We start from the raw sequence: 18601 nt of genomic DNA on the forward strand, positions 1-18601 counted from the left end.
CATAGCGCGACTTTACGCGAGCGGAAGAGGGTTCAGGCGGGCGCGCTGAACCCGGTCAGGCCGTCCGCCTCGAGCCGCTCCGCCAGCCCGAACAAAGCGCCCTCGCGGCCCGGCACGCCGACGAGCTGGAGCCCGAGCGGCAATCGGCCCGGCCGGAGCAGCGGCACCGCGATCACGGGCAAGCCGATGAAGCTGAGCGGTTGAGTCAGCCGGCCGAGATGCGCGCGGGCGGGCACGCGCGCGCCATCGATAGTGATGAAGGGATCGTCGATGCGCGGCGCGACTTCGCCGACGCACGGGGCGATCAGCACGTCGTGGCGCTCGAACAGGGCAGATACGGCGGCGCGGAAGGTCTCGCGGAAGGCCTGTGCCGCCAGATAGTGCGGCGCGGGGAGCATCGCGCCGGCGATCAGCCGGTCGCGGGTCGCCGGATCAAATTCGAGCGGGCGACGGCGCAGTTCGGGCAGATGTCGCGCCCCGCCCTCGGCCGCGGTCATCAGGAAAGCCGCAGAACGCGCGCGGTCGACCTCGGGGAATTCGACGCGCTCCAGCCCGCCGAGATGCGTGTCCAGCGCATCGATCGCCGCTGTCAGCTCGGGCGCCATGTTGCGTTCGAACCAGCCGCCGAGGCGGCCGATACGCGTTCCGGCCGCGCCGCTGACGCCACCGACGACCTGCCAAACCAGTTTCAGGTCGGCGATCGAGGTGGCGAAGGGGCCGATATCGTCGAAGCTGTCGACGAACGGATAGACGCCCCGCATCGGCAAACTGCCATGCGCCGGCTTGAGCCCGTACAGCCCGCACAAGGCGGCGGGCACGCGGATCGATCCGTTGGTGTCCGACCCCAAGGTCAGCGGCAGCATTCCGCTCGCCACGGCCGCCGCCGATCCGCCCGATGATCCGCCGGCGAGGCGATCCGTGTCGTGCGGGTTGCATGTGGTGCCGAAGGCGGCGTTGACGGTCGCGAAGCCATACGCGAACTCGTCCATGTTGAGCGTCGCGACCAGCACCGCGCCTGCCGCCCGCAGCCGCGTAATGGCTTCAGCATCGGCTATCGCAGGCGGCGCATCGCGCAGCATCGCCGCGCCCGCGGTGGTGGGAAGGCCGGCGACGTCGAACAGGTCTTTCACACCGTAGGGCACGCCTGCCAGCGACCCGGGATCGCCTCCCGCCGCGACGATCGCGTCGATCGCCCGCGCCTCGGCCAGCGCCCGGTCGTCGAGCAGCCTTGTTACCGCACCGCTGGCCCCGTCGCGCTCGCGGATGCGCGCGATCGCCTCTTCCGCGACCGATACAGCCGATCGCCGGCCGTTGCGCACGGCTTCGGCGATGGCGAGGACGCTCTCAGTCATCGGGCTGCTCGATCAGCTTCGCATGCCCGGCCAATATATCGAGGTTCGCCCGGACGCCCGGCAGGCATTCGGATGGGATATCGAGATCGAGCATCGCGCGCGCCATCTCGACGATTGCCGCGTCGGTAAGGGGAGTATCGTCCATCGGGCCAGCTTACGGCCAATCGCCATCGGACGATATCAGGCTTTGCGGACCCCCGCCCTGGCGTCACCCCGGACTTGTTCCGGGGTCCACCGTTCCGGGCCCCCATCGGCCGAAAGTCGTGCGGAACGGTGGATGCCGGAACACGTCCGGCATGACGATGCAAGTTCGACGGGAGGAGCAAACCCGTTGCGGCGCGAGGCCGATCGCGCGAAGGATCGGAAATGCTGAAGCGTTTCCTCGTCATCTTCGAGCCGTTCATCCTGATGCTGATCGGCACGGTCGTGCTCGCCTCGATCCTGCCGCCGCGCGGCGCCGGCGTGCCGCTGTTCGGCGCCATCGCGGATATCGCGATCGTGCTGCTGTTCTTCCTCCACGGCGCGAAGCTGTCGCGCGAGGCAGTGCTGGCGGGGATGAGCAACTGGCGTCTTCACCTCGCGGTGTTCGCCGCGACCTACATTCTGTTCCCGGTGCTGGGACTGGGCGTCGCTGCCCTGCCCTTCCTTACGCCGCCGGTCGCGATGGGCATGCTGTTCCTGACCCTGCTGCCCTCGACCGTACAGTCGTCGATCGCCTTCACCGCCATCGCACGCGGCAATGTCGCGGCGGCGGTGTGCAGCGCGTCTATCTCCAACATCCTCGGCATCGTGCTGACGCCGGCGCTGACCGCGGTGCTGATCCATTCGAGCGGCAGCGCGGGCGTGTCGCTCTCCTCGGTCGAATCGATCGTCGTCCAGCTCCTGCTTCCCTTCGTCGCCGGGCATCTGCTGCGGCCGTGGATCGGGGCTTTCGTGACGCGCCAGAAGAAAATGCTGACCATCGTCGATCGCGGATCGATCCTGCTGGTTGTCTATACCGCATTCGGCGCGGCGGTGGTCGACGGGATCTGGCACCGGCTGTCGGCGGCGGAGCTCGGCGTGATCCTCGCGGTCTGCGCAGTGCTGCTCGCGCTGGTGCTGCTCGCCACCTGGGGCGCGGGCAGGCTGATGGGCCTCAGCCGCGAGGATGCGATCGTGCTGGTGTTTTGCGGATCGAAGAAGAGCCTTGTCTCCGGCGTGCCGATGGCGGGCGTGCTGTTCGCCCCGGCGCAGGTCGGCCTCGTCATCCTGCCGCTGATGCTGTTCCACCAGCTCCAGCTGATCGCCTGCGCGGTGATCGCGCGGCGTTATGCGGACGATCCGGTACCTAGCAGCGCGGCAGGATGATTGAATCGATCGCCTGCGCGACGCCGTCCGCATCGTTCGCGCCGGTGACGAAATTTGCCTTCGCCCGCACTGCTTCCGGCCCCTGCCCCATCGCGATCGACAGCCCGGCGCGGGCGAACATGGCGAGGTCATTGCCCTGATCCCCGATCACCGCTGTCTGCGCGAGCGATGCGCCCAGCGCCTCCGCGAGCAACGTGACGCCGTCGCCCTTGTTGGCGGCGAGCGCGGTGACGTCGAGATAATAGGTCTGGGATTGCACCACCGTCGCCCGCGTACCGAAAGCGGCTGCGGCGCGATCCGTCAGCGTGCCGAGCAGCGCGGGGTCATCGCTGACGAACGTCACCTTGTCGGCGCGGTCGTATAGCGCCGTGAAGTCGGCGACGATCACCGGCGCCTGATTGGACGACACCCGCTCCGAATCGACATGATGGCCCTGAGCGGTGCTGGCGTACCAGAGGTCGTCGGCGAACACCCAGATGTCGACCGCGGCGTCACCCACCAGGCCGAACACGCCGCGCACGACGTCCGGATCGATGCGGTGCTGCTCGATCACGGTGCCGTCGCGCCGGAAGATGGTGCCACCGTTGAACGCGCCCATCACATCGTCGATCGCCAAGGCATCGGCGATCGGCATCATGCCCGATCGCGGCCGGGCGCTGATGATGGTGAAGCCGACCCCGGCGTCGCGCAGGCGGCCCACTGCAGCGATCGTGCCGGGAGTAAGCTGCTTCTTTCGGTCGACCAGCGTGCCGTCGAGATCGGAGACGACGAGCCGGATCGCCTCACTCGGTCCGTTGCTCACTATTGGGGCATCTCGACATGGCCGCCGAAGCCGAAGCGCATCGCAGAGAGCAGCTTGTCGCCGAACGTATGGTCGACCCGGCTGCGATAGCGCGCGAACAGCGCGGCGCTGAGCACATTGACCGGCACCGCTTCCTCCATCGCCGCTTCGATCGTCCAATGGCCTTCGCCCGAATCGGCGACCTTGCCGGAAAATTTGTCGAGCTGCTGATCGTCGGCCAAGGCCGAGGCGGAGAGGTCGAGCAGCCAGGAGGAGATCACGCTGCCGCGCCGCCAGACCTCGGCGATGTCGGTGAGGTTGAGATCGAAGCGCTCGTCCTCGGGAAGTTTTTCGGACGCCTTGCCCTTCAGGATATCGAAGCCTTCGGCATAGGCCTGCATCAGGCCGTACTCGATGCCGTTATGCACCATCTTCACGAAATGGCCCGAGCCAGGAGGGCCGGCATGGATATAACCCTGCTCGGCGCGCGGATCCTCGCTCTTGTCGCCACGATTGGGCGTGCGCGGGATGGTGCCGAGGCCGGGGGCCAGCGCGGCGAGGATCGGATCAAGCAGATCGACCGCTTCCTTGTCGCCACCGACCATCATGCAATAGCCGCGTTCCAGCCCCCAGACGCCACCCGAGGTGCCGACATCGACATAGCGGATGCCTTTTTCAGCCAGCGCCTTCGCGCGGCGGATATCGTCCTTGTAGAAGCTGTTGCCGCCGTCGATGACGATGTCGCCCGGCTTGGCGAAGCCGGCGATCGTCGCGATCGTGTCCTCGGTCGGCGCACCGGCGGGCAGCATCACCCAGAAGATCGCCGGGCTGGCGAGCTTGGCCTGCATGTCCTCGAGCGAGTCGGCGCCGACCGCGCCGTCCGCGACCAGTTCGGCGATCGCCTCGGGCGAGCGGTCATAGGCGACCGTCTCATGCCCGGCGCGCATCAGCCGCCGCGCGATGTTGCCCCCCATCCGGCCAAGGCCGATCAGTCCGATACGCATTGGCAATCTCCGGATGGGGTTGGTCAGTTGGCCGTTTCGGGATGCTTCGCCGCGATCGCCCCGAGCAGGGTGTCGAACGCTGACGAGAAGGACGCAACGCCTTCCTCGACCAGGGTATCCGTCACCCCGGTCAAATCCAGGCCGAGCCGATCCGCCTCGGCGAGCGTGTGGCGCGCGCCGTCGACATCCTGGGTCAGCGTCTCGGCGGCGGTGCCATGGTCGCGGAAGGCGTCGAGCGTCTTGGGCGGCACGGTGTTGACCGTGTCCTTGCCGATCAAGGTGTCGAGATAAAGCGTGTCGGGATAATCGGGGTTCTTGGTGCCGGTCGACGCCCAGAGCAGCCGCTGCGGCATCGCGCCCCTGGCGGCGAGCGCCTGCCAGCGGTCCGAGGCGATGAACGCCTCGTACCAGGCATAAGCGAGCTTGGCGTTGGCGATGGCGACCTTGCCGCGCACGGCCTTCAGCGCCTCGGACTCGGCATCGCCGTCCTTAACACGGGCGTCGATCGCGTCGTCGATCTTGGTGTCGATGCGGCTGACGAAGAAGCTGGCGACGCTGGCGATCCTGTCGATCGCCTCACCCTTTCCGACGCGCTGTTCGAGGCCGGCGACATAGGCCAGCGCGACGGCCTTGTACGCCTCGATCGAGAAGAGCAGCGTGACGTTGACGTTGATCCCCGCTGCGATCGTCGCGGCGATGGCGGGGACCCCGGCGGGCGTGCCCGGGATCTTGATCATCAGGTCGGGCCGGTCGACCGCCGCCCAGAGCTTCTTCGCCTCGGCGATGGTGCCGTCGGTGTCGTTGGCGAGATAGGGCGAGACCTCGAGGCTGACATAGCCGTCCTTGCCGTCGAGCCGGTCATAGACCGGGCGGAGCGTGTCGGCCGCAGCCTGGATGTCCTGGATCGCGAGATGCTCGTAACGCTGCATCGCCGGCGCGCCGGGATGCGTCTGGTCGAACTCAGCCAGGGCTTCGTCATAGGCGGTGCCATGGCCCATCGCCTTTTCGAAGATCGACGGGTTGGAGGTGACGCCGGTCAGCCCATCCTCATCGACCAGCTTCTGCAGGCCCCCTTCGGCGAGGAACTTGCGGTCGACAAAGTCGAGCCAGACGGCCTGGCCCAGTGCGGCGAGATCGTTGAGACGGCCCATGATCAATCCTTTCCGAGCAATTCGCGGGCAACCTTGACGACATTGTCGACGGTGAACCCGAACTTGTCCTGCAGCTTCGCGAGCGGTGCCGAGGCGCCGAAGGTCGACATGGTAATCGTCCGCCCCTCGAACCCGACATAACGATCCCAGCCGATCTCGCCGCCCATCTCGATTGCGATGCGGGCAGTGACCGACCTGGGCAGGATCGATTCCTTATAGGCCTGATCCTGCAGTTCGTACCGATACCAGCTCGGCATCGAGACGACGCGCGAGCGCACGCCCTGTGCGGTCAGCGCCTCATGCGCCGCGACCGCGAGCGAGACTTCGCTGCCCGTGGCGATCAGGATCAGCTCGGCGTCGCCATCGCCGGCGAGGATATAGGCGCCCTGCATCAGCCCCTCGGCCGATGCATATTTGGTGCGGTCGAGCGTCGGCAGTGCCTGGCGCGACAGGACCAACGTGGTCGGACGATGCTTGTGCTCGAGCGCGGCGCGCCAGGCCCAGGCGGTCTCGTTCGCGTCGCCGGGGCGGATCGTGTCGAGCCCGGGGATGGCGCGCAAGGTGGCGAGATGCTCGATCGGCTGATGCGTCGGGCCGTCTTCGCCGACGCCGATGGAGTCATGCGTGAAGACGAAGATCGAGGGCAGTTCCATGATCGCGGCGAGGCGGATCGGCGGGCGCATATAATCGGCAAAGACCATGAAGGTGGAGCCGTAGGAGCGCAGGTGCGACAGCGCCATGCCGTTGACCACCGCGCCCATGCCATGTTCGCGCACGCCGAAATGGAAGTTGGAGCCGCCATAATTATCGGCTTCGAACGATGCCTTGCCCTTCACATCGGTCTTGGTCGAGGGCGCGAGATCGGCCGAACCGCCGATCAGGAAGGGCACGCGATTGGCGATAGCGTTGAGCACCTTGCCGCCGGCGTCACGCGAGGCAACGCCCTTCTCATCGGCACCGAACACCGGGATATCGGCGTCCCAGCCCTCAGGCAGGTCGCCCTTGAGCAGCAGATCGAGTTCGGCCGCCAGATCGCCATTGGCCTTGCGATACTCGGCGAACATCGCCTCCCATGCTTCGCGCAAGGGCCGGCCGCGATCGGCGATCGACTTCTCGAAGGCCTCGGCGACGCCGTCCGGTACCAGGAACTGCGCATCCTCGGGCCAGCCATAGGCGAGCTTGGTCGCCTTGATATTGTCGGCGCCGAGCGGCTCGCCATGCGCCTTTTCGCTGCCGGCGCGCGGGGAACCCCAGCCGATGATCGAATGCACGACGATGAAGGTCGGGCGGTCGTTCGTCGCCTTGAAGCTGGCGAATGCATCGGCGAGCGCGCCGCAATCATTGGCGTCGTCGACATGGATGACGTTCCAGCCATAGGCCTGGAAGCGCATGCCGACATCCTCGTCGAAGGCGAGCGCCGTGTCGCCCTCGATGCTGATATGGTTGCTGTCGTAGATCCAGCACAGGTTGGAGAGCTTGAGATGGCCGGCGAGCGAGGCAGCCTCGGCCGAGACGCCTTCCATCATGTCGCCGTCGCCGCACAGCGTATAGACGTCATGGTCGAACAGGTCGAAGCCGGGCTTGTTGTAGCGCGCGGCGAGCCAGCGCTCGGCGATCGCCATGCCGACCGAATTGCCGCAGCCCGCGCCGAGCGGGCCGGTCGTGGTCTCGACGCCCGTGGTGTGGCGATATTCCGGGTGACCCGGGGTCTTGGAGCCGAGCTGACGGAACTGCTCGATGTCGTTCAGGCTGACCGCGAGGTTGCCGGTCGGCTTGCCGTCGCGGTCGATCTCCTTGACGCCGGCGAGGTGCAGCAGCGCGTAGAGCAGCATCGAGGCATGGCCGACCGAGAGGACGAAGCGATCGCGATTGGGCCAGTCGGGCTTGTCCGGATCAGTGCGCAGGAATTGCGACCAGAGCGTGTGGCCGACGGGCGCAAGCGCCATCGGCGTGCCGGGATGGCCCGAATTGGCCTTCTGCACCGCATCCATGGAGAGCGTGCGGATCGTGTCGATCGCCAGGCGCTCCGGCGAGCCGTCCTCGTGAAGGCCCTTGACGGGTGCGCTGGCCGTGGCGGCATCGGACATGGAGAAACTCGCTTTCTACTCGGACAGTCGAACGCTGTCCGTCGCTGGTGGTTGCTATCTGTCAAGCCGGATCACGCGGCCGCCCCCGCCGATATAGGCGCAATCCACCTCGTCAAGGAAAAGGCCATGCCCGAGAACGCCGGGGATCGCGGAAAGCCCCATGGCCAGGGCGCAAGGATCGGGCATTTCAGCGAAAAAAGCGTCGATGATGATATTGCCCTGATCGGACCGCTCGGCGCGCAGCGCGGTCTTCGCGCCCAGATCGGCCAGCCGAGTCGCGACGAAGCCGCGGGCAAAGGGCAGGACCTCGACCGGCAGCTTGGCCTTGCCGACGCGATCGACTCGCTTCGACGAATCGGCGATCACGATCATCCGGCGCGAGGCGGCCGCGACGATCTTTTCGCGGAGCATGGCGCCCCCGGCCCCCTTGATCGCGAACAGCCGCTCGTCGATCTCGTCGGCGCCGTCGATGGTGAGGTCGACCGAATCGACGGTCGCGAAATCCACCAGCGTGATGCCCGCCATGCGTGCCATCGATTCGGTGCGCAGCGACGTGGCGACGGCGCGGATCTTCAGCCCGGCACGCACCAGCTCCCCCAGCCGACCGATCGCGAAGGCAGCGGTGGAGCCAGTGCCGAGACCGATCAGCATGCCCGACTTCACCTCCTCCACCGCGGCGAGGGCAGCGGCGCGTTTGTCGTCATCGGTCATGGGCGGCCTTTGTCGGGATGAGCGGCCATCCTAGCAGCCTGCACGCCGCGCCGACAGATTTTCCACTGGCGGCGGACACCCTCTTCGCCGAAAGGGGGAACCCATGATCGAGAAAATCCTCGCGATACTCGCGACCTTCACCATCGCCGTCATCTCCAAGGGGGGGTATCTCGGCATCGTCCTGCTGATGGCGATCGAATCGGCGTGCATCCCGCTGCCGTCCGAGATCATCATGCCGTTTGCCGGCTATCTCGTCTCGGTCGGGCGGTTCGACCTGTATCTGGCGGCGACCGCCGGGGCGATCGGCTGCAATCTCGGATCGATCGTCGCCTATGAAGTCGGCAAGCGCGGCGGCCGTCCGCTGGCCGAGCGCTGGGGCCGCTATGTCCTGATCGGCCCGGGCGAGCTCGACATGGCCGATCGCTTCTTCGACCGCTGGGGCAACCACGCGGTGCTGATCGGCCGGCTGCTGCCGGTGATCCGCTCCTTCATCGCCTTCCCCGCCGGCGTTGCGCGGATGAAGCTGATCCCCTTCCATATCTATACCTTCATCGGATCCTGGCCGTGGTGCTTCGGCCTGGCCTGGCTCGGCATGGTACTGGGCGAGAAATGGAACAGCGATCCGCGCGTGAAGGCGGCGTTCCACAGCGCGGACGCGCTGATCGGCGTGGTGCTCGTTGCGCTGGTCGGTTTCTATATCTGGCACCGGGTGCGCGGGTTGAAGGCCAAGCCGAAGGAATAGGTGCGGGGACGCGCCGGCAAGTATCGGAGACGATCGCTCCAGTATCGGTGCGGCAGGTGGGTCGCTTCCCTTTAAATATTCGGGGATTTTTGCCACCGGACGTCTACCCCGATTTTTCGGGCTCGGCCGCATTTCGGCTGATCGTTTTTCAGCGCAAGTGACGCTCGAGACCTGATTCGCGCGAGATGTTGTCGTAGAGAAGCGGGCATGCTTCCTCCCGTTTACTGACGCTATACTTCCCGAATTATGAGAATCGCATCGCGAGATCACTATGCCGTCTTCCCCTGACCATTGAGGCCCCGGTGCAGATACCGCCAGGAGCCCTTGCTGCGATGATGCGGCCACCGGTCGGCAAAATGAATCGACGGTCGCTTCCGACCCGTGCGTTCTCATGGGTAAAGGTCTGGAGGCCCTAGGATGCGGTCGCGTCACCCGCGAGGCCGGGAGATGCGCCGATCCTGTGACGCGCCAGGTCGTAGAGCGCGTAGCCGTGCGTGATCATCAGCAAAGGCACGTAAAGGACCGGAATCGCATAGGCGGCGCCCAAGGCTCCGGCATGCTCCGGAAGCCCGCTCCGGACGGCGTGCCAATAGTCGAGGAGGAGATCGCCGGCTCCCACGAGGTTGAAGGCGACGACGAAGGCCCAGAAGAGCGGACGAATCCGTATCGTGAGCAGTGCCAGCATGGCCAGCAGGCCCGTGGCGACGTCGCCATAGGCGGCGGCCGGGGCGAAACCGGCGGGCAGATCAGGACCGACGACGCCGGGAACGAGGAAGACGAGGCCGAAGAAGCGGAAACTGTGCAGGATGGCGATCGCGCGGTGGGCGTGCGCCCGGTCCATCGATTCGAGCCTGGGCAGGCCGTAGGTCCCGAAGCAGAGCAGCCACGCGACATAGCCAAGGATGAGTTGAATGAGGAAGAGCGTTCCCATCGGCATTCCAGTCTCCTGCGACGCTTCAGGGCTTCATCTAGGGCGGCCGCTGGCGTTTCACTATCCGATATAATATTCATTGATAATGAAGCAAAACTACACAGTCCGACATGGCGCTCTGGAAGGCGTCGAGACCTTCCTCGCCGTCGCGCGGCACCACAGTTTTCGACGCGCCGCCGCCGAGCTGGGCGTGACGCCCTCCGCGGTGAGTCAGGCAGTTCGCGGCCTGGAATCCCGGCTCGGCGCCGCGCTCTTCACGCGCACGACGCGCAGCGTCGGCCTGACTGAAGCGGGTCAACGATTCTTCGACCGGGCCGGGCCGGCTTTCGCGGAACTCGTCGCTGCCGGCGAGGTCGCCCGCGATCTCGGCCAACGGCCCGCCGGACTGTTGCGCCTGTCGGTACCCCGCGGTGTCGTACCGCTGATCCTCGAACCGGTGATCGGATCGTTCGCCCAGGCCTATCCGGAGATCGAACTGGAGATTGCCGCAAGCGAGGAGATGGTCGATCTCGCGGCCGGCGGTTTCGACGCCGGAATCCGCTTCGGCCAGTTCATCGCACCCGACATGGTAGCAGTGCGGCTCACCCCGCCTTTTCCCTTCATGATCGTCGCCAGCCCCGACTATCTCGCGCGCCACGGCCGCCCGGAGCGGGTGGAAATCCTGCGCCATCACGCCTGCCTGCGCCTGCGCCGTTCGAACGGCGCGATCGCGCATTGGTCCTTTGCCAACGGCACCGAGCGGATCGAGGCGGCGGTCTCGGGCCCGCTGATCGCGCATGACTACCCGACGCTGCTCGGGGCCGCGATCCGCGGCGTGGGGCTGGCACAGGTGCCCGGACCGCTCGTCCGCACGCCGATCGCTGACGGAAAACTGGAGTCAGTGCTCGACGCTCTCGCCGTGATGACGCCGGGCGTCTTTCTCTATCATCCGGGCAAGCGCCAGATGCTCCCCAAGCTCCGCGCCTTCATCGACCACATCACATCAGCATCCTGATGTGACGGTCCGGACCGACTTCAGTCAGGTCGATCGATCGACCGCTCCCGACCGACGTTCGGCGCCTGGTTCGTATCGGCGGGCCCGCAAAGGGTCATAAGCCCCAAATCCAATTGGGGTCTGCGTCGAGATAAGATGTTTTGTCGTGCGGGCGCCGCCGCGACATCGTCGCGGGAGCAATCGGGAGAGCGAGCGATGAAATGGATGGTTTTCGGCGGCGTGGCTTTGGCGTCGGTAGCGGCGATGGCCTCGGCGCAGGCGGACGATCCGCTCACCCGTCCGATCGAGCCCGACTACGCCGCGCGCTGGCTGACGCCGCAGGAACCGGTGCGGGTGCATGGCAATTTCTACCTGGTCGGGTTCGGCGGGCTGAATGTCGGGCTGATCCGCACCAGCGCCGGGCTGATCCTGATCGACGGCGCGGTGCCGCAGGCAGTGGCGGGAATCGAGGATCATCTCCGCCAGCTCGGGTTCAAGGTGACGGACGTGAAGTTCATCCTCAGCACCGAGCCGCATTACGACCATGCCGGCGGCATCGCTGCCCTTGCGCGCGACAGCGGGGCGAAAGTCGTCGCCAGCCGGGCGGGCGCGCAGGTGCTCGGTCTGGGGCAGAGCCTCGCGGACGATCCGCAATTCGGTCAGCTCGCGCCCTATCCGGCGGTGGCAGGCGTGCTCACGCTGGAGGATGGCGAGAAGCTGCGGCTCGGCGATACGGTCATCACCGCGCGGGCCACACCGGGGCATACTGCAGGGAGCATGAGCTGGACCTGGCGCAATTGCGCCGGCAGTACTTGCCGGAACATGGTGTTCGGCGCGAGCCTCAACCCCGTTTCGACCGAGAGCTGGGGCTTTTCGGACCCGAAACATGCGGCGACCGTCGCGGCGTTCCGCAAGACCTTCAAGGCCTTTGCCACGCTCCCCTGCGATATCCTGGTAACCTCGCATCCGGATGCGTCGGGCGGCGATGTGAAGCTGGCCAAATTCCGCGCGAGCCAGACGCCCAACCCGTTCGTCGATCCGGGCGCGTGCCGTGCTTATGCGGCGAAGTATGAAGGCTTGCTGGACGCGCGGATCGCGCGGGAACGGTCGGGAACTGCGAAGCCCTGATCTCCGTCGCATCGCTCTCGACCCGGCAGGCGATCCCGGTGCAAAGGAGGCGCATCCCCTTCGCGGAAGGTTGGGGAATCGGGGGAGAGACGCATGTACCGGATTGGCGCGCTGTTCGTTGCGGTGCTGCTGTCGCTGGCGTGGCAGGCCCCCGCCCGGGCGAGCGGCGATTTCGGGTGCACGCAGGAGTGGAAACTCAAGCACAAGGCAATGACCGGGTGCACCGACATGGCGATGATCGGCCCGGGCAACGACACGCGGGTCAATCTCAGCCTGTTGCTGCTCGACATGCGCGCCGGCAAACGGGCCGAGCGGCCGGCGCCGCCGCTGGCGCTGTTCGACTGGATGACCTTCCGGAAAACCTATTTCCCGCAGCCCGACTCATCGACCGACACCAGCTATGCCGAGGGCGAAGGATCGCGCTGCCGAAGCAACGACAGCGGCACCGCGGCCTTCGCGGCAGCCCTGGCCGCGGCGCGGCAGGTGCCGGAGGCGGAGCGGACGGCGCTGATCGCGGCGCGGCGGGCGCTCCAGCCCAATTGCACCGGCCCGGCCGCCACCACTGACGTCGTCGTCAAATCGGCCGCGGGCAAGGCCTTTGCCCGCTACCTTCAGGGCGCGAGCGACTTTTACGGCGGCGATTACGACAGCGCCGCCGCGCGCTTCGCGGCGCTGCATGGCGCCGACCAGGCCTGGCTGCGCGAGACCGCCGATTACATGATCGGCCGGGTCGAGGTGAACCGGGCGCAGGTGAGCGCATTCGACGAGTATGGCTCGCCCAGGGATGGCGCGCAGATCGATGCCAAGGTCATCACGGCGGGCGAGACCGCGTTGCGCGCCTATCTGCGCGACTATCCCAAGGGGCTCTACGCAGCCTCGGCACGCGGGCTGCTGCGCCGAGTCTATTGGCTCGGCGGCCGTGACGACAAGCTGGTCGCCGAATATGCAGCGCTGTTCGCACAGGGCGGCGGCGTGGATGGCGGCGCGCTGGCCGACGAGATCGACAACAAGCTGCTGCCGCGGCTGAAGATCGCCGACACGATCGACCCGACCCTGCTCGCCGTGCTCGACCTTGCCCGGATGCGCGACAATCGCGGCAATATCCTCGCTTCTTCGGACGAGCCACCGATCGGCCTGGCCGAGCTGGAGGTGCAGCGCCCGCGCTTCGCGGCCAATCCGGCGCTGTTCTCCTATCTGCTCGCGGCTCATGCGTTCTTCGTGCAGGACAAGCCCGAGGCCGTGCTGAAGCTGATCCCGGACGCGGCGCGGCAGGCGGATTTCAGCTATCTCCAGTTCAGCCGCCAGATACTGCGCGGCGCGGCGCTCGATGCCGTGAAGGACCGCAATGCGCGCGGGTTCTGGATGGAAATGCTGCCGGGGGCGAAGCGGCCCTTCCAACGCGCAGCGATCGAGCTTGCGCTGGCGCTGCATGACGAGCGCGCCGGTGCGCTCGATGCGCTGTTCGCGGCGGGATCGCCGCTGCGCACGCCCGATCTGCGTGAGATATTGCTGACCAATGTCGCCGGACCGGCGCTGTTGCGGCGCCAGGCGAAGGATGCGCAGGCGCCGAAGCACGAGCGCGACGTCGCGCTGTTCACCCTGCTCTACAAGGACCTGACCCGCGGCGCCTATCGCGAGTTCCTCGCCGACCAGGCGCTGGTGCCGGCGGGCGCCCCGACCGAGGGCAATTTCTATGACCTGCGCGGCGGGGACCAGGCGCCGATCGGCATCTTCAGCCAGGCGAAGGGAGTCGGCGATTACGACTGCCCGGCGCTGAAGGAGGTCGCGCGGCAGCTCGCCGCCGATCCGCGTGAGGCCAAGGCGCAGCTGTGCCTGGGCGATTTCATGCGGGTGACGGGATTCGACGGCTATCCGCTCGACAACAAGCTGCCCGCGGACGAGCTGGGCGGTACCGCGTCGCTCTTCCCCGGCGCGGCCTTCTCGCGGCTGGAGATCTACAAGGCGATCATCGCGGACCCCAGGACGCCCGCGCCCGACAAAGCCTATGCGCTGTTCCGCGCGATCAATTGTTACGCGACCTCGGGCAACAACAGCTGCGGCGGCACCGAGGTGGTGATCGCGCAGCGCAAGGCGTGGTTCACGCGGTTGAAGAAGGACTATCCGACATCGCGTTGGGCGCAGGAGCTGCGTTATTATTGGTAGGCTGACCCGCCTCTTCGCTGTCCTGACGCTGGCGCTCGCCCTATCGGGCGCCGCCCTGCCCGACGAGCGGGTCGATGCTGCGCGGTACGATGCGTTCTGGCTCTGGGCGGGGGTCAAACCGCAGCCCGCCCTTGCCAGGGCAAAGACGCTATACCTGCTCCAGGGCCAGGTATCGGTGCGCGAGCCGGTGCGGCTTGCCGCGCAGCGCCCGGCGGTGCCGAGGGTGCGCGGGTCGGAAGTCTGGATGGTCGTGCGCGTCGAGACCATAAAATGGCCGCCGCCGGTCTACGCGCAGCTCCTCGCGCAACTCGCGAAGTGGCGCGCGGCGGGGAACCGGGTGGTCGGCGTGCAGATCGATTTCGACGCGCGGACCCGGGATCTCGAAAACTATGCCGGTTTCCTGAAAGACCTGCGCCGCCGCCTGCCCGCGGATTGCAGGCTGGGCATCACCGGCCTGCTCGACTGGAGCAGCAATGGCGACCCGAAGGGCCTCGATGCGCTGGCCGGCGCGGTCGATGAGGTGGTGCTGCAGATCTATCAGGGGCGACGCGTGATTCCGGGTTATGCCGGTTATCTGGCGCGGCTCGACCGGATGAAGATACCGTTTCGGGTCGGGCTGTTGCAGGGCGGGGAATGGCGCGCGCCCGTAGGGCTTGAGGCGAACCCGCATTTCCGGGGGTATGTGGTGTTTCTGCTGAATCCGCGGTGAGCTTTCCTTTTTACTAGCGCTTCCCCGGCGAAGGCCGGGGCCCAGTTGGAAAGGTTGCTGTAACGATGCGCCACGCCCACCATTATCGTCCCCCAACTGGGCCCAGTTCCGGGTTGAACATGCCCCGCATGTTCAAGGATCGTCCGGGGGACGATCCGACCCGGAACTCTTCGCCGGGGAAGGACAATCCTTATGCCTGAGGCAACTCCGACATCATCCGCTCAGCCGCCGCCTCAGTCCGCGCATCGCGCCCCGGCGCCGATTTCGCGGCCAGCGCCTGATAGCGCGCCAGAGTCTCGGCATCCGCCCGCTCGGGCGATCCGGAATCGAACGGCGGTGATGGATCATATTCAAGGCTGAGCTGGACCAGCCGGGCATGCGCCTCGCCGCGGATCGCAGCGGTCATCGCCAGGCCGAAATCGATGCCCGCGGTCACCCCGCCGCCGGTCGCGCGGTTGCGGTCGATCACCACGCGTTCCTTGACCGGGATCGCGCCAAACGCGGCGAGGTGGTGGTGCGACGCCCAGTGCGTCGTCGCGCGGTAGCCCCTGAGCAGCCCGGCCGCACCAAGCAGCAGCGCGCCGGTGCAGACGCTCGTCACCCAGGTCACGCCGGCCGCCGCCTGCTGTACCCAGGCAAGCGTCGCCTGATCCTCCATCGCGTCGTTCACCCCGAAGCCGCCGGGGATGCAGAGGATATCGGGCTGCGCCGCGTCCGCGAAGGTCGCGGTCGGCAGCAGCGCGAAACCGGCATCGGTCGGCACCGGCGCCAGGTCGCGCGCGACGAGATCGATCGTGACATTGCCCAGCCGCGACAGCACCTGCGCCGGGCCGGTCAGGTCGAGCTGAGTGACGTTCGGGAAGAGCAGGAAGGCGACGCGGATCGGCGAGAACTCGGGCATGGTGACGCTCCTTCAGATCGAGGGTCTGCCCAGGCGAGCGGCTTTTCAGGTCTCGCGCTTCCCCGTGGTGCTCCACGATTCGCCAGTCACGCGAGTGCTGTCTTGATATCCCGGTGCTCGGCGGCCGACAAGCTGGCCTGGCGGATCAGCCACGCCAGCAGCGGCATCGCGACGAGCAGATACGGCACCAGCCCGAGTGCGGGGCTGAAGCCCCAATATTCGCCGGCGATGGTATTGACCCGGCCCTCGAACAGATCGGTCATCACCGGCGCGATCAGCGGAAAGCGATAGCCGTGCGGCGCCGCGATCTCGCAGGCGGCGACGGCGAAATTGATGAAGATGCCCGAGGCGATCAGCCCGGCGATCCAGCCCTTGCCGGTCGCATTCCAGCCCTGCCAGAGCGGTGCGATGCCCAGACAGAGGAAGCCGATCATCGGCACCGAATGGCGCGGCCCGGTGGAATGGCCGCCGTCCCAATAGACATAGGCGGCATTGTACAGCAGCACCGCGACGGTGATCGTGGCGCAGAGCCAGCCCAGGTCGCGCGTCTCGGGCGCGCGGATCAGCCGGACCAGCCCGAACGGCGCGAGCACCAGTACCGGCGCCAGCCAGATCAGGCCCCGCTCGGTGCCGAACAGGATTTGCCACAGCACTTCGACCTTGGGGTAAGTGAGGCCGAAAAACCCCTGTTGCATGCCGTTGAAGCCGACCACGCCCTGATACCCCACCTTGAACGGCGTCCCGAAGGCGATCGCGTTATAGGCGAGCAGCGGGAGCAGCGCGGCCAGGCCGGCCGCCACCGCGATGCCGAACAGCCGCGCCCGGACCGGCCAGGCGACGGCGCGCGTCCGCCAGAGCACCCAGACCCCGATCGGAAAGGCGGCGATGACCGCCGGAAACTCGACAACCAGCGCCCAGCCCAGCGCCAGCCCTGCCATCAGCGGATAGCGCAGCCGCCCGATCTCGCGCTCGCCCGATGTGCCGCGCCAGATCGCCCAGGTCGCGATCAGCAACAGCGCGCCGACCGGCGCATGGCCGAACAACGTGGTCGACCAGCCCCAGACCGGCGTCGCCAGCGCATAGGCAAGCGCGGTGACGAACCCCGCCCGCGTGCTGCCGGTGATGCCGGTCGCGAGATCGAGCAACAATACCGTGGCAAAGGCCGTGAGCACCGCGACCGCCATCGCCACCGCGATCCGCAGGCGCAGCCGCATATAGTCCCAGAAATCCTTGTTCCCGATCTCCTTGGGCATCGGCGTCGCGGTGGTACCGGTCAGCACATCGCCGAGCCATATGGCAGGCATCGCCATGATCGTCATGCCCGGCGCCTTGTCGAGATAGGTGTGCTTGCCGAACTCGGCCTTGTCGATCGTCAGGTCGCGGAACTCGTCGATCGTCGCGTCGTGCTGCTCGACCAGCGAAATCGCCGCAAACATCCGGGTCGAATTGTTGGCATTATAGGGCGACGAGCCGAACCAACTGATCGAGATCCATACCAGGACGAACAGCCCGAGCGCGAGCTTGTGCGGCCCGCGGACCGGTGTGGGAGAGGTCAGGGTCATGATGTCAGCCGAATAGCCAGGCGCCGAGCATGCGTCCGAAGGGGAAAGTGAAGAAGCCGGCGACGAGCAGCGCGCCCGTCACCATGCCGCGCACCATCGTGCGGTGCCGCCTGACATTGTGGGTGCGCGCCGTCCACCAGATCAGCGGCGCGACGAGGATCACGTAAGCCGAGATGAGATGGATCAGGCTGAGCCGGCCATGGCCGCTCTCGCGCACCCCGAAGGAGACGATGGCGGTCAGCAACATCGCCGCCACCCAGATCTTGCCGAGCAGCCGGTGCAGGCTGTCGCCGCGCGGGCGCAGCAGCATCACCGGTGTCAGCGCGAGCGCAGGCAGGATCGTCGCGAGATGCGCCCACACCAGCGGCGGAACCGCGCCCCAATGCGGAAAGCCTCGTGCGAGCGCGACCAGCACCGTCGCCAGCAAGGCGATCGCGGCAACGGCCAGGAATTTCTCATACCCGTCGGCGGCGAGGGGCTTTGCCCGTACCGTTCCGGCCGTCACCGTCGCCATTGCCTGCCCCTCAGCGGAAAAGGGGGAATCCCTAACCGAAGCGCAGACATAAGGTCAAAGCATCAGGGGAGGGAATCCTCGAGCTGCTTCTGGTCGGCTTTTTTCTGCTGGTTCTCGCGCTTGGCCTGTTGCGCCTGCTGGAGGAAGCAGCCGCTCTGGCCGCCGGCGCCGACCGTCGAGCAGCTGCCCACGCCGCCGGCCACGGTCGGGTCGTTGACGAGGCCCTGCGCCTTCACTGCCCAGCTCTGGTTCTCCGGCGTGATCTGCAGGTTGCGCACGTCCTTGGGAATGCGGAACTGCTCGCTCGGATTGCCGCGCACGCACACCACCACTTCGGCGCCGTCGGCATTGGTCGGGCAGCGTTCGTTGCCGAACAACGTGATGACGCCGTTGACCGGCGCGCTGCGCGATACCTCGGCCGGACCCTGCGGCACGATGACGCGGGGACCGGGCAGCGCCGGGCCGGCGACCTGCGCGGCAGCCGGGCCGGCCGCGGCCAGCGCCAGCGCGGACGCCATGATCCTGACAATCATCATACTCTCCCG

18 protein-coding genes and 1 riboswitch are annotated in these 18601 nt (G+C 67.0%); of the genes, 6 read left to right on the forward strand and 12 right to left on the reverse strand.

The window, feature by feature from the left end; genetic code table 11:
- Positions 1–32: 32 nt before the first annotated feature.
- Entirely contained in the window at positions 33–1352 is a 1320-nt protein-coding gene (locus tag WC729_RS19385) for an AtzE family amidohydrolase (protein WP_372855831.1), read from the reverse strand.
- On the reverse strand, positions 1345–1497 hold the full coding sequence (locus WC729_RS19390; RefSeq protein WP_372855833.1) for an AtzG-like protein: 153 nt from the start codon (positions 1495–1497) through the stop codon (positions 1345–1347). Before WC729_RS19390 ends, WC729_RS19385 begins: the two co-directional genes overlap by 8 nt.
- A 221-nt stretch (positions 1498–1718) precedes the next feature.
- On the opposite strand from WC729_RS19390, the gene WC729_RS19395 reads away from it, so the two are divergent.
- The gene (locus tag WC729_RS19395) at positions 1719–2699 is read left to right on the forward strand and encodes a bile acid:sodium symporter family protein (RefSeq protein WP_372855835.1); all 981 of its coding nucleotides are present in this window, start codon (positions 1719–1721) and stop codon (positions 2697–2699) included.
- Here the strand turns inward: WC729_RS19395 and WC729_RS19400 are convergent.
- From WC729_RS19400 to rpiA, 5 genes are read right to left on the reverse strand one after another with little or no spacing between them, the layout of a single operon-like run.
- Positions 2680–3501, reverse strand: a complete 822-nt coding sequence (locus tag WC729_RS19400; RefSeq protein ID WP_372855837.1) for a Cof-type HAD-IIB family hydrolase — start codon at positions 3499–3501, stop codon at positions 2680–2682. The genes WC729_RS19395 and WC729_RS19400 overlap by 20 nt on opposite strands.
- The gene (gene gnd / locus WC729_RS19405) at positions 3501–4484 is read right to left on the reverse strand and encodes a phosphogluconate dehydrogenase (NAD(+)-dependent, decarboxylating) (RefSeq protein ID WP_372855839.1); all 984 of its coding nucleotides are present in this window, start codon (positions 4482–4484) and stop codon (positions 3501–3503) included. The genes WC729_RS19400 and gnd overlap by 1 nt, the downstream gene beginning before the upstream one ends.
- A gap of 23 nt (positions 4485–4507) precedes the next feature.
- Positions 4508–5635 (reverse strand): transaldolase, encoded by a 1128-nt coding sequence (tal, locus tag WC729_RS19410; RefSeq protein ID WP_372855841.1) that lies wholly within the window; start codon positions 5633–5635, stop codon positions 4508–4510.
- A 2-nt stretch (positions 5636–5637) separates the two neighbouring features.
- Positions 5638–7722 (reverse strand): transketolase, encoded by a 2085-nt coding sequence (tkt, locus tag WC729_RS19415; RefSeq protein ID WP_372855843.1) that lies wholly within the window; start codon positions 7720–7722, stop codon positions 5638–5640.
- Between the two features lie 54 nt (positions 7723–7776).
- The gene (gene rpiA, locus WC729_RS19420; protein ID WP_372855845.1) at positions 7777–8433 is read right to left on the reverse strand and encodes a ribose-5-phosphate isomerase RpiA; all 657 of its coding nucleotides are present in this window, start codon (positions 8431–8433) and stop codon (positions 7777–7779) included.
- A 103-nt stretch (positions 8434–8536) separates the two neighbouring features.
- Here rpiA and WC729_RS19425 point away from each other — a divergent pair, with 103 nt between their 5' ends.
- Entirely contained in the window at positions 8537–9175 is a 639-nt protein-coding gene (locus tag WC729_RS19425) for a DedA family protein (protein WP_372855847.1), read from the forward strand.
- Positions 9176–9587: 412 nt separating this feature from the next.
- Here the strand turns inward: WC729_RS19425 and WC729_RS19430 are convergent, their stop codons facing one another.
- Entirely contained in the window at positions 9588–10112 is a 525-nt protein-coding gene (locus tag WC729_RS19430) for a hypothetical protein (RefSeq protein WP_372855849.1), read from the reverse strand.
- A gap of 79 nt (positions 10113–10191) precedes the next feature.
- Between WC729_RS19430 and WC729_RS19435 the strand changes: the two genes are divergently transcribed.
- The 4 genes from WC729_RS19435 to WC729_RS19450 all read left to right on the forward strand — a co-directional run bounded on the left by WC729_RS19435 (position 10192) and on the right by WC729_RS19450 (position 15079).
- Positions 10192–11100 (forward strand): LysR family transcriptional regulator, encoded by a 909-nt coding sequence (locus WC729_RS19435; RefSeq protein WP_372855851.1) that lies wholly within the window; start codon positions 10192–10194, stop codon positions 11098–11100.
- Positions 11101–11295: 195 nt separating this feature from the next.
- Positions 11296–12207 carry a subclass B3 metallo-beta-lactamase gene (bla, locus tag WC729_RS19440; RefSeq protein ID WP_372855853.1) on the forward strand — a complete coding sequence of 304 codons (912 nt, stop codon included), beginning with the start codon at positions 11296–11298 and terminating at the stop codon, positions 12205–12207.
- A 93-nt stretch (positions 12208–12300) separates the two neighbouring features.
- A complete protein-coding gene (locus WC729_RS19445; RefSeq protein WP_372855855.1) occupies positions 12301–14370 on the forward strand; it encodes a hypothetical protein in 2070 nt (689 codons plus the stop codon).
- A gap of 175 nt (positions 14371–14545) precedes the next feature.
- Positions 14546–15079: a DUF3142 domain-containing protein gene (locus WC729_RS19450; RefSeq protein WP_372855857.1), complete on the forward strand. Its 534-nt coding sequence runs from the start codon at positions 14546–14548 to the stop codon at positions 15077–15079.
- 190 nt (positions 15080–15269) lie between these two features.
- On the opposite strand, the gene WC729_RS19455 is transcribed toward WC729_RS19450, so the two are convergent.
- From WC729_RS19455 to WC729_RS19470, 4 genes are all read right to left on the reverse strand, one after another.
- The gene (locus tag WC729_RS19455) at positions 15270–15980 is read right to left on the reverse strand and encodes a DJ-1/PfpI family protein (protein WP_372855859.1); all 711 of its coding nucleotides are present in this window, start codon (positions 15978–15980) and stop codon (positions 15270–15272) included.
- A 20-nt stretch (positions 15981–16000) separates the two neighbouring features.
- Positions 16001–16080: riboswitch (ZMP/ZTP riboswitch) on the reverse strand.
- Entirely contained in the window at positions 16067–17542 is a 1476-nt protein-coding gene (locus tag WC729_RS19460; protein ID WP_372855861.1) for a hypothetical protein, read from the reverse strand. It overlaps the preceding riboswitch by 14 nt.
- Before the next feature lie 4 nt (positions 17543–17546).
- Complete coding sequence (locus WC729_RS19465; RefSeq protein WP_372855863.1) at positions 17547–18056, reverse strand: DUF2306 domain-containing protein; 510 nt, start codon at positions 18054–18056, stop codon at positions 17547–17549.
- Between the two features lie 62 nt (positions 18057–18118).
- Positions 18119–18589, reverse strand: coding sequence for a hypothetical protein (locus WC729_RS19470; RefSeq protein ID WP_372855865.1), 471 nt, complete (start codon positions 18587–18589; stop codon positions 18119–18121).
- Between the last annotated feature and the right edge of the window lie 12 nt (positions 18590–18601).

Source organism: Sphingomonas sp., assembly GCF_041661825.1.
Taxonomy (GTDB): Bacteria; Pseudomonadota; Alphaproteobacteria; order Sphingomonadales; family Sphingomonadaceae; genus Sphingomonas.

What these genes read in the sequence shown, in the direction of transcription:
- gnd (WP_372855839.1), bottom strand. Translation starts at nt 4,484, where the DNA reads ATGCGTATCGGACTGATCGGCCTTGGCCGGATGGGGGGCAACATCGCG.
- WC729_RS19470 (WP_372855865.1), bottom strand. Translation starts at nt 18,589, where the DNA reads ATGATTGTCAGGATCATGGCGTCCGCGCTGGCGCTGGCCGCGGCCGGC.
- WC729_RS19435 (WP_372855851.1), top strand. Translation starts at nt 10,192, where the DNA reads ATGAAGCAAAACTACACAGTCCGACATGGCGCTCTGGAAGGCGTCGAG.
- tal (WP_372855841.1), bottom strand. Translation starts at nt 5,635, where the DNA reads ATGGGCCGTCTCAACGATCTCGCCGCACTGGGCCAGGCCGTCTGGCTC.
- WC729_RS19455 (WP_372855859.1), bottom strand. Translation starts at nt 15,980, where the DNA reads ATGCCCGAGTTCTCGCCGATCCGCGTCGCCTTCCTGCTCTTCCCGAAC.
- bla (WP_372855853.1), top strand. Translation starts at nt 11,296, where the DNA reads ATGAAATGGATGGTTTTCGGCGGCGTGGCTTTGGCGTCGGTAGCGGCG.
- WC729_RS19385 (WP_372855831.1), bottom strand. Translation starts at nt 1,352, where the DNA reads ATGACTGAGAGCGTCCTCGCCATCGCCGAAGCCGTGCGCAACGGCCGG.
- rpiA (WP_372855845.1), bottom strand. Translation starts at nt 8,433, where the DNA reads ATGACCGATGACGACAAACGCGCCGCTGCCCTCGCCGCGGTGGAGGAG.
- tkt (WP_372855843.1), bottom strand. Translation starts at nt 7,722, where the DNA reads ATGTCCGATGCCGCCACGGCCAGCGCACCCGTCAAGGGCCTTCACGAG.
- WC729_RS19430 (WP_372855849.1), bottom strand. Translation starts at nt 10,112, where the DNA reads ATGCCGATGGGAACGCTCTTCCTCATTCAACTCATCCTTGGCTATGTC.
- WC729_RS19395 (WP_372855835.1), top strand. Translation starts at nt 1,719, where the DNA reads ATGCTGAAGCGTTTCCTCGTCATCTTCGAGCCGTTCATCCTGATGCTG.
- WC729_RS19390 (WP_372855833.1), bottom strand. Translation starts at nt 1,497, where the DNA reads ATGGACGATACTCCCCTTACCGACGCGGCAATCGTCGAGATGGCGCGC.
- WC729_RS19465 (WP_372855863.1), bottom strand. Translation starts at nt 18,056, where the DNA reads ATGGCGACGGTGACGGCCGGAACGGTACGGGCAAAGCCCCTCGCCGCC.
- WC729_RS19445 (WP_372855855.1), top strand. Translation starts at nt 12,301, where the DNA reads ATGTACCGGATTGGCGCGCTGTTCGTTGCGGTGCTGCTGTCGCTGGCG.
- WC729_RS19425 (WP_372855847.1), top strand. Translation starts at nt 8,537, where the DNA reads ATGATCGAGAAAATCCTCGCGATACTCGCGACCTTCACCATCGCCGTC.
- WC729_RS19460 (WP_372855861.1), bottom strand. Translation starts at nt 17,542, where the DNA reads ATGACCCTGACCTCTCCCACACCGGTCCGCGGGCCGCACAAGCTCGCG.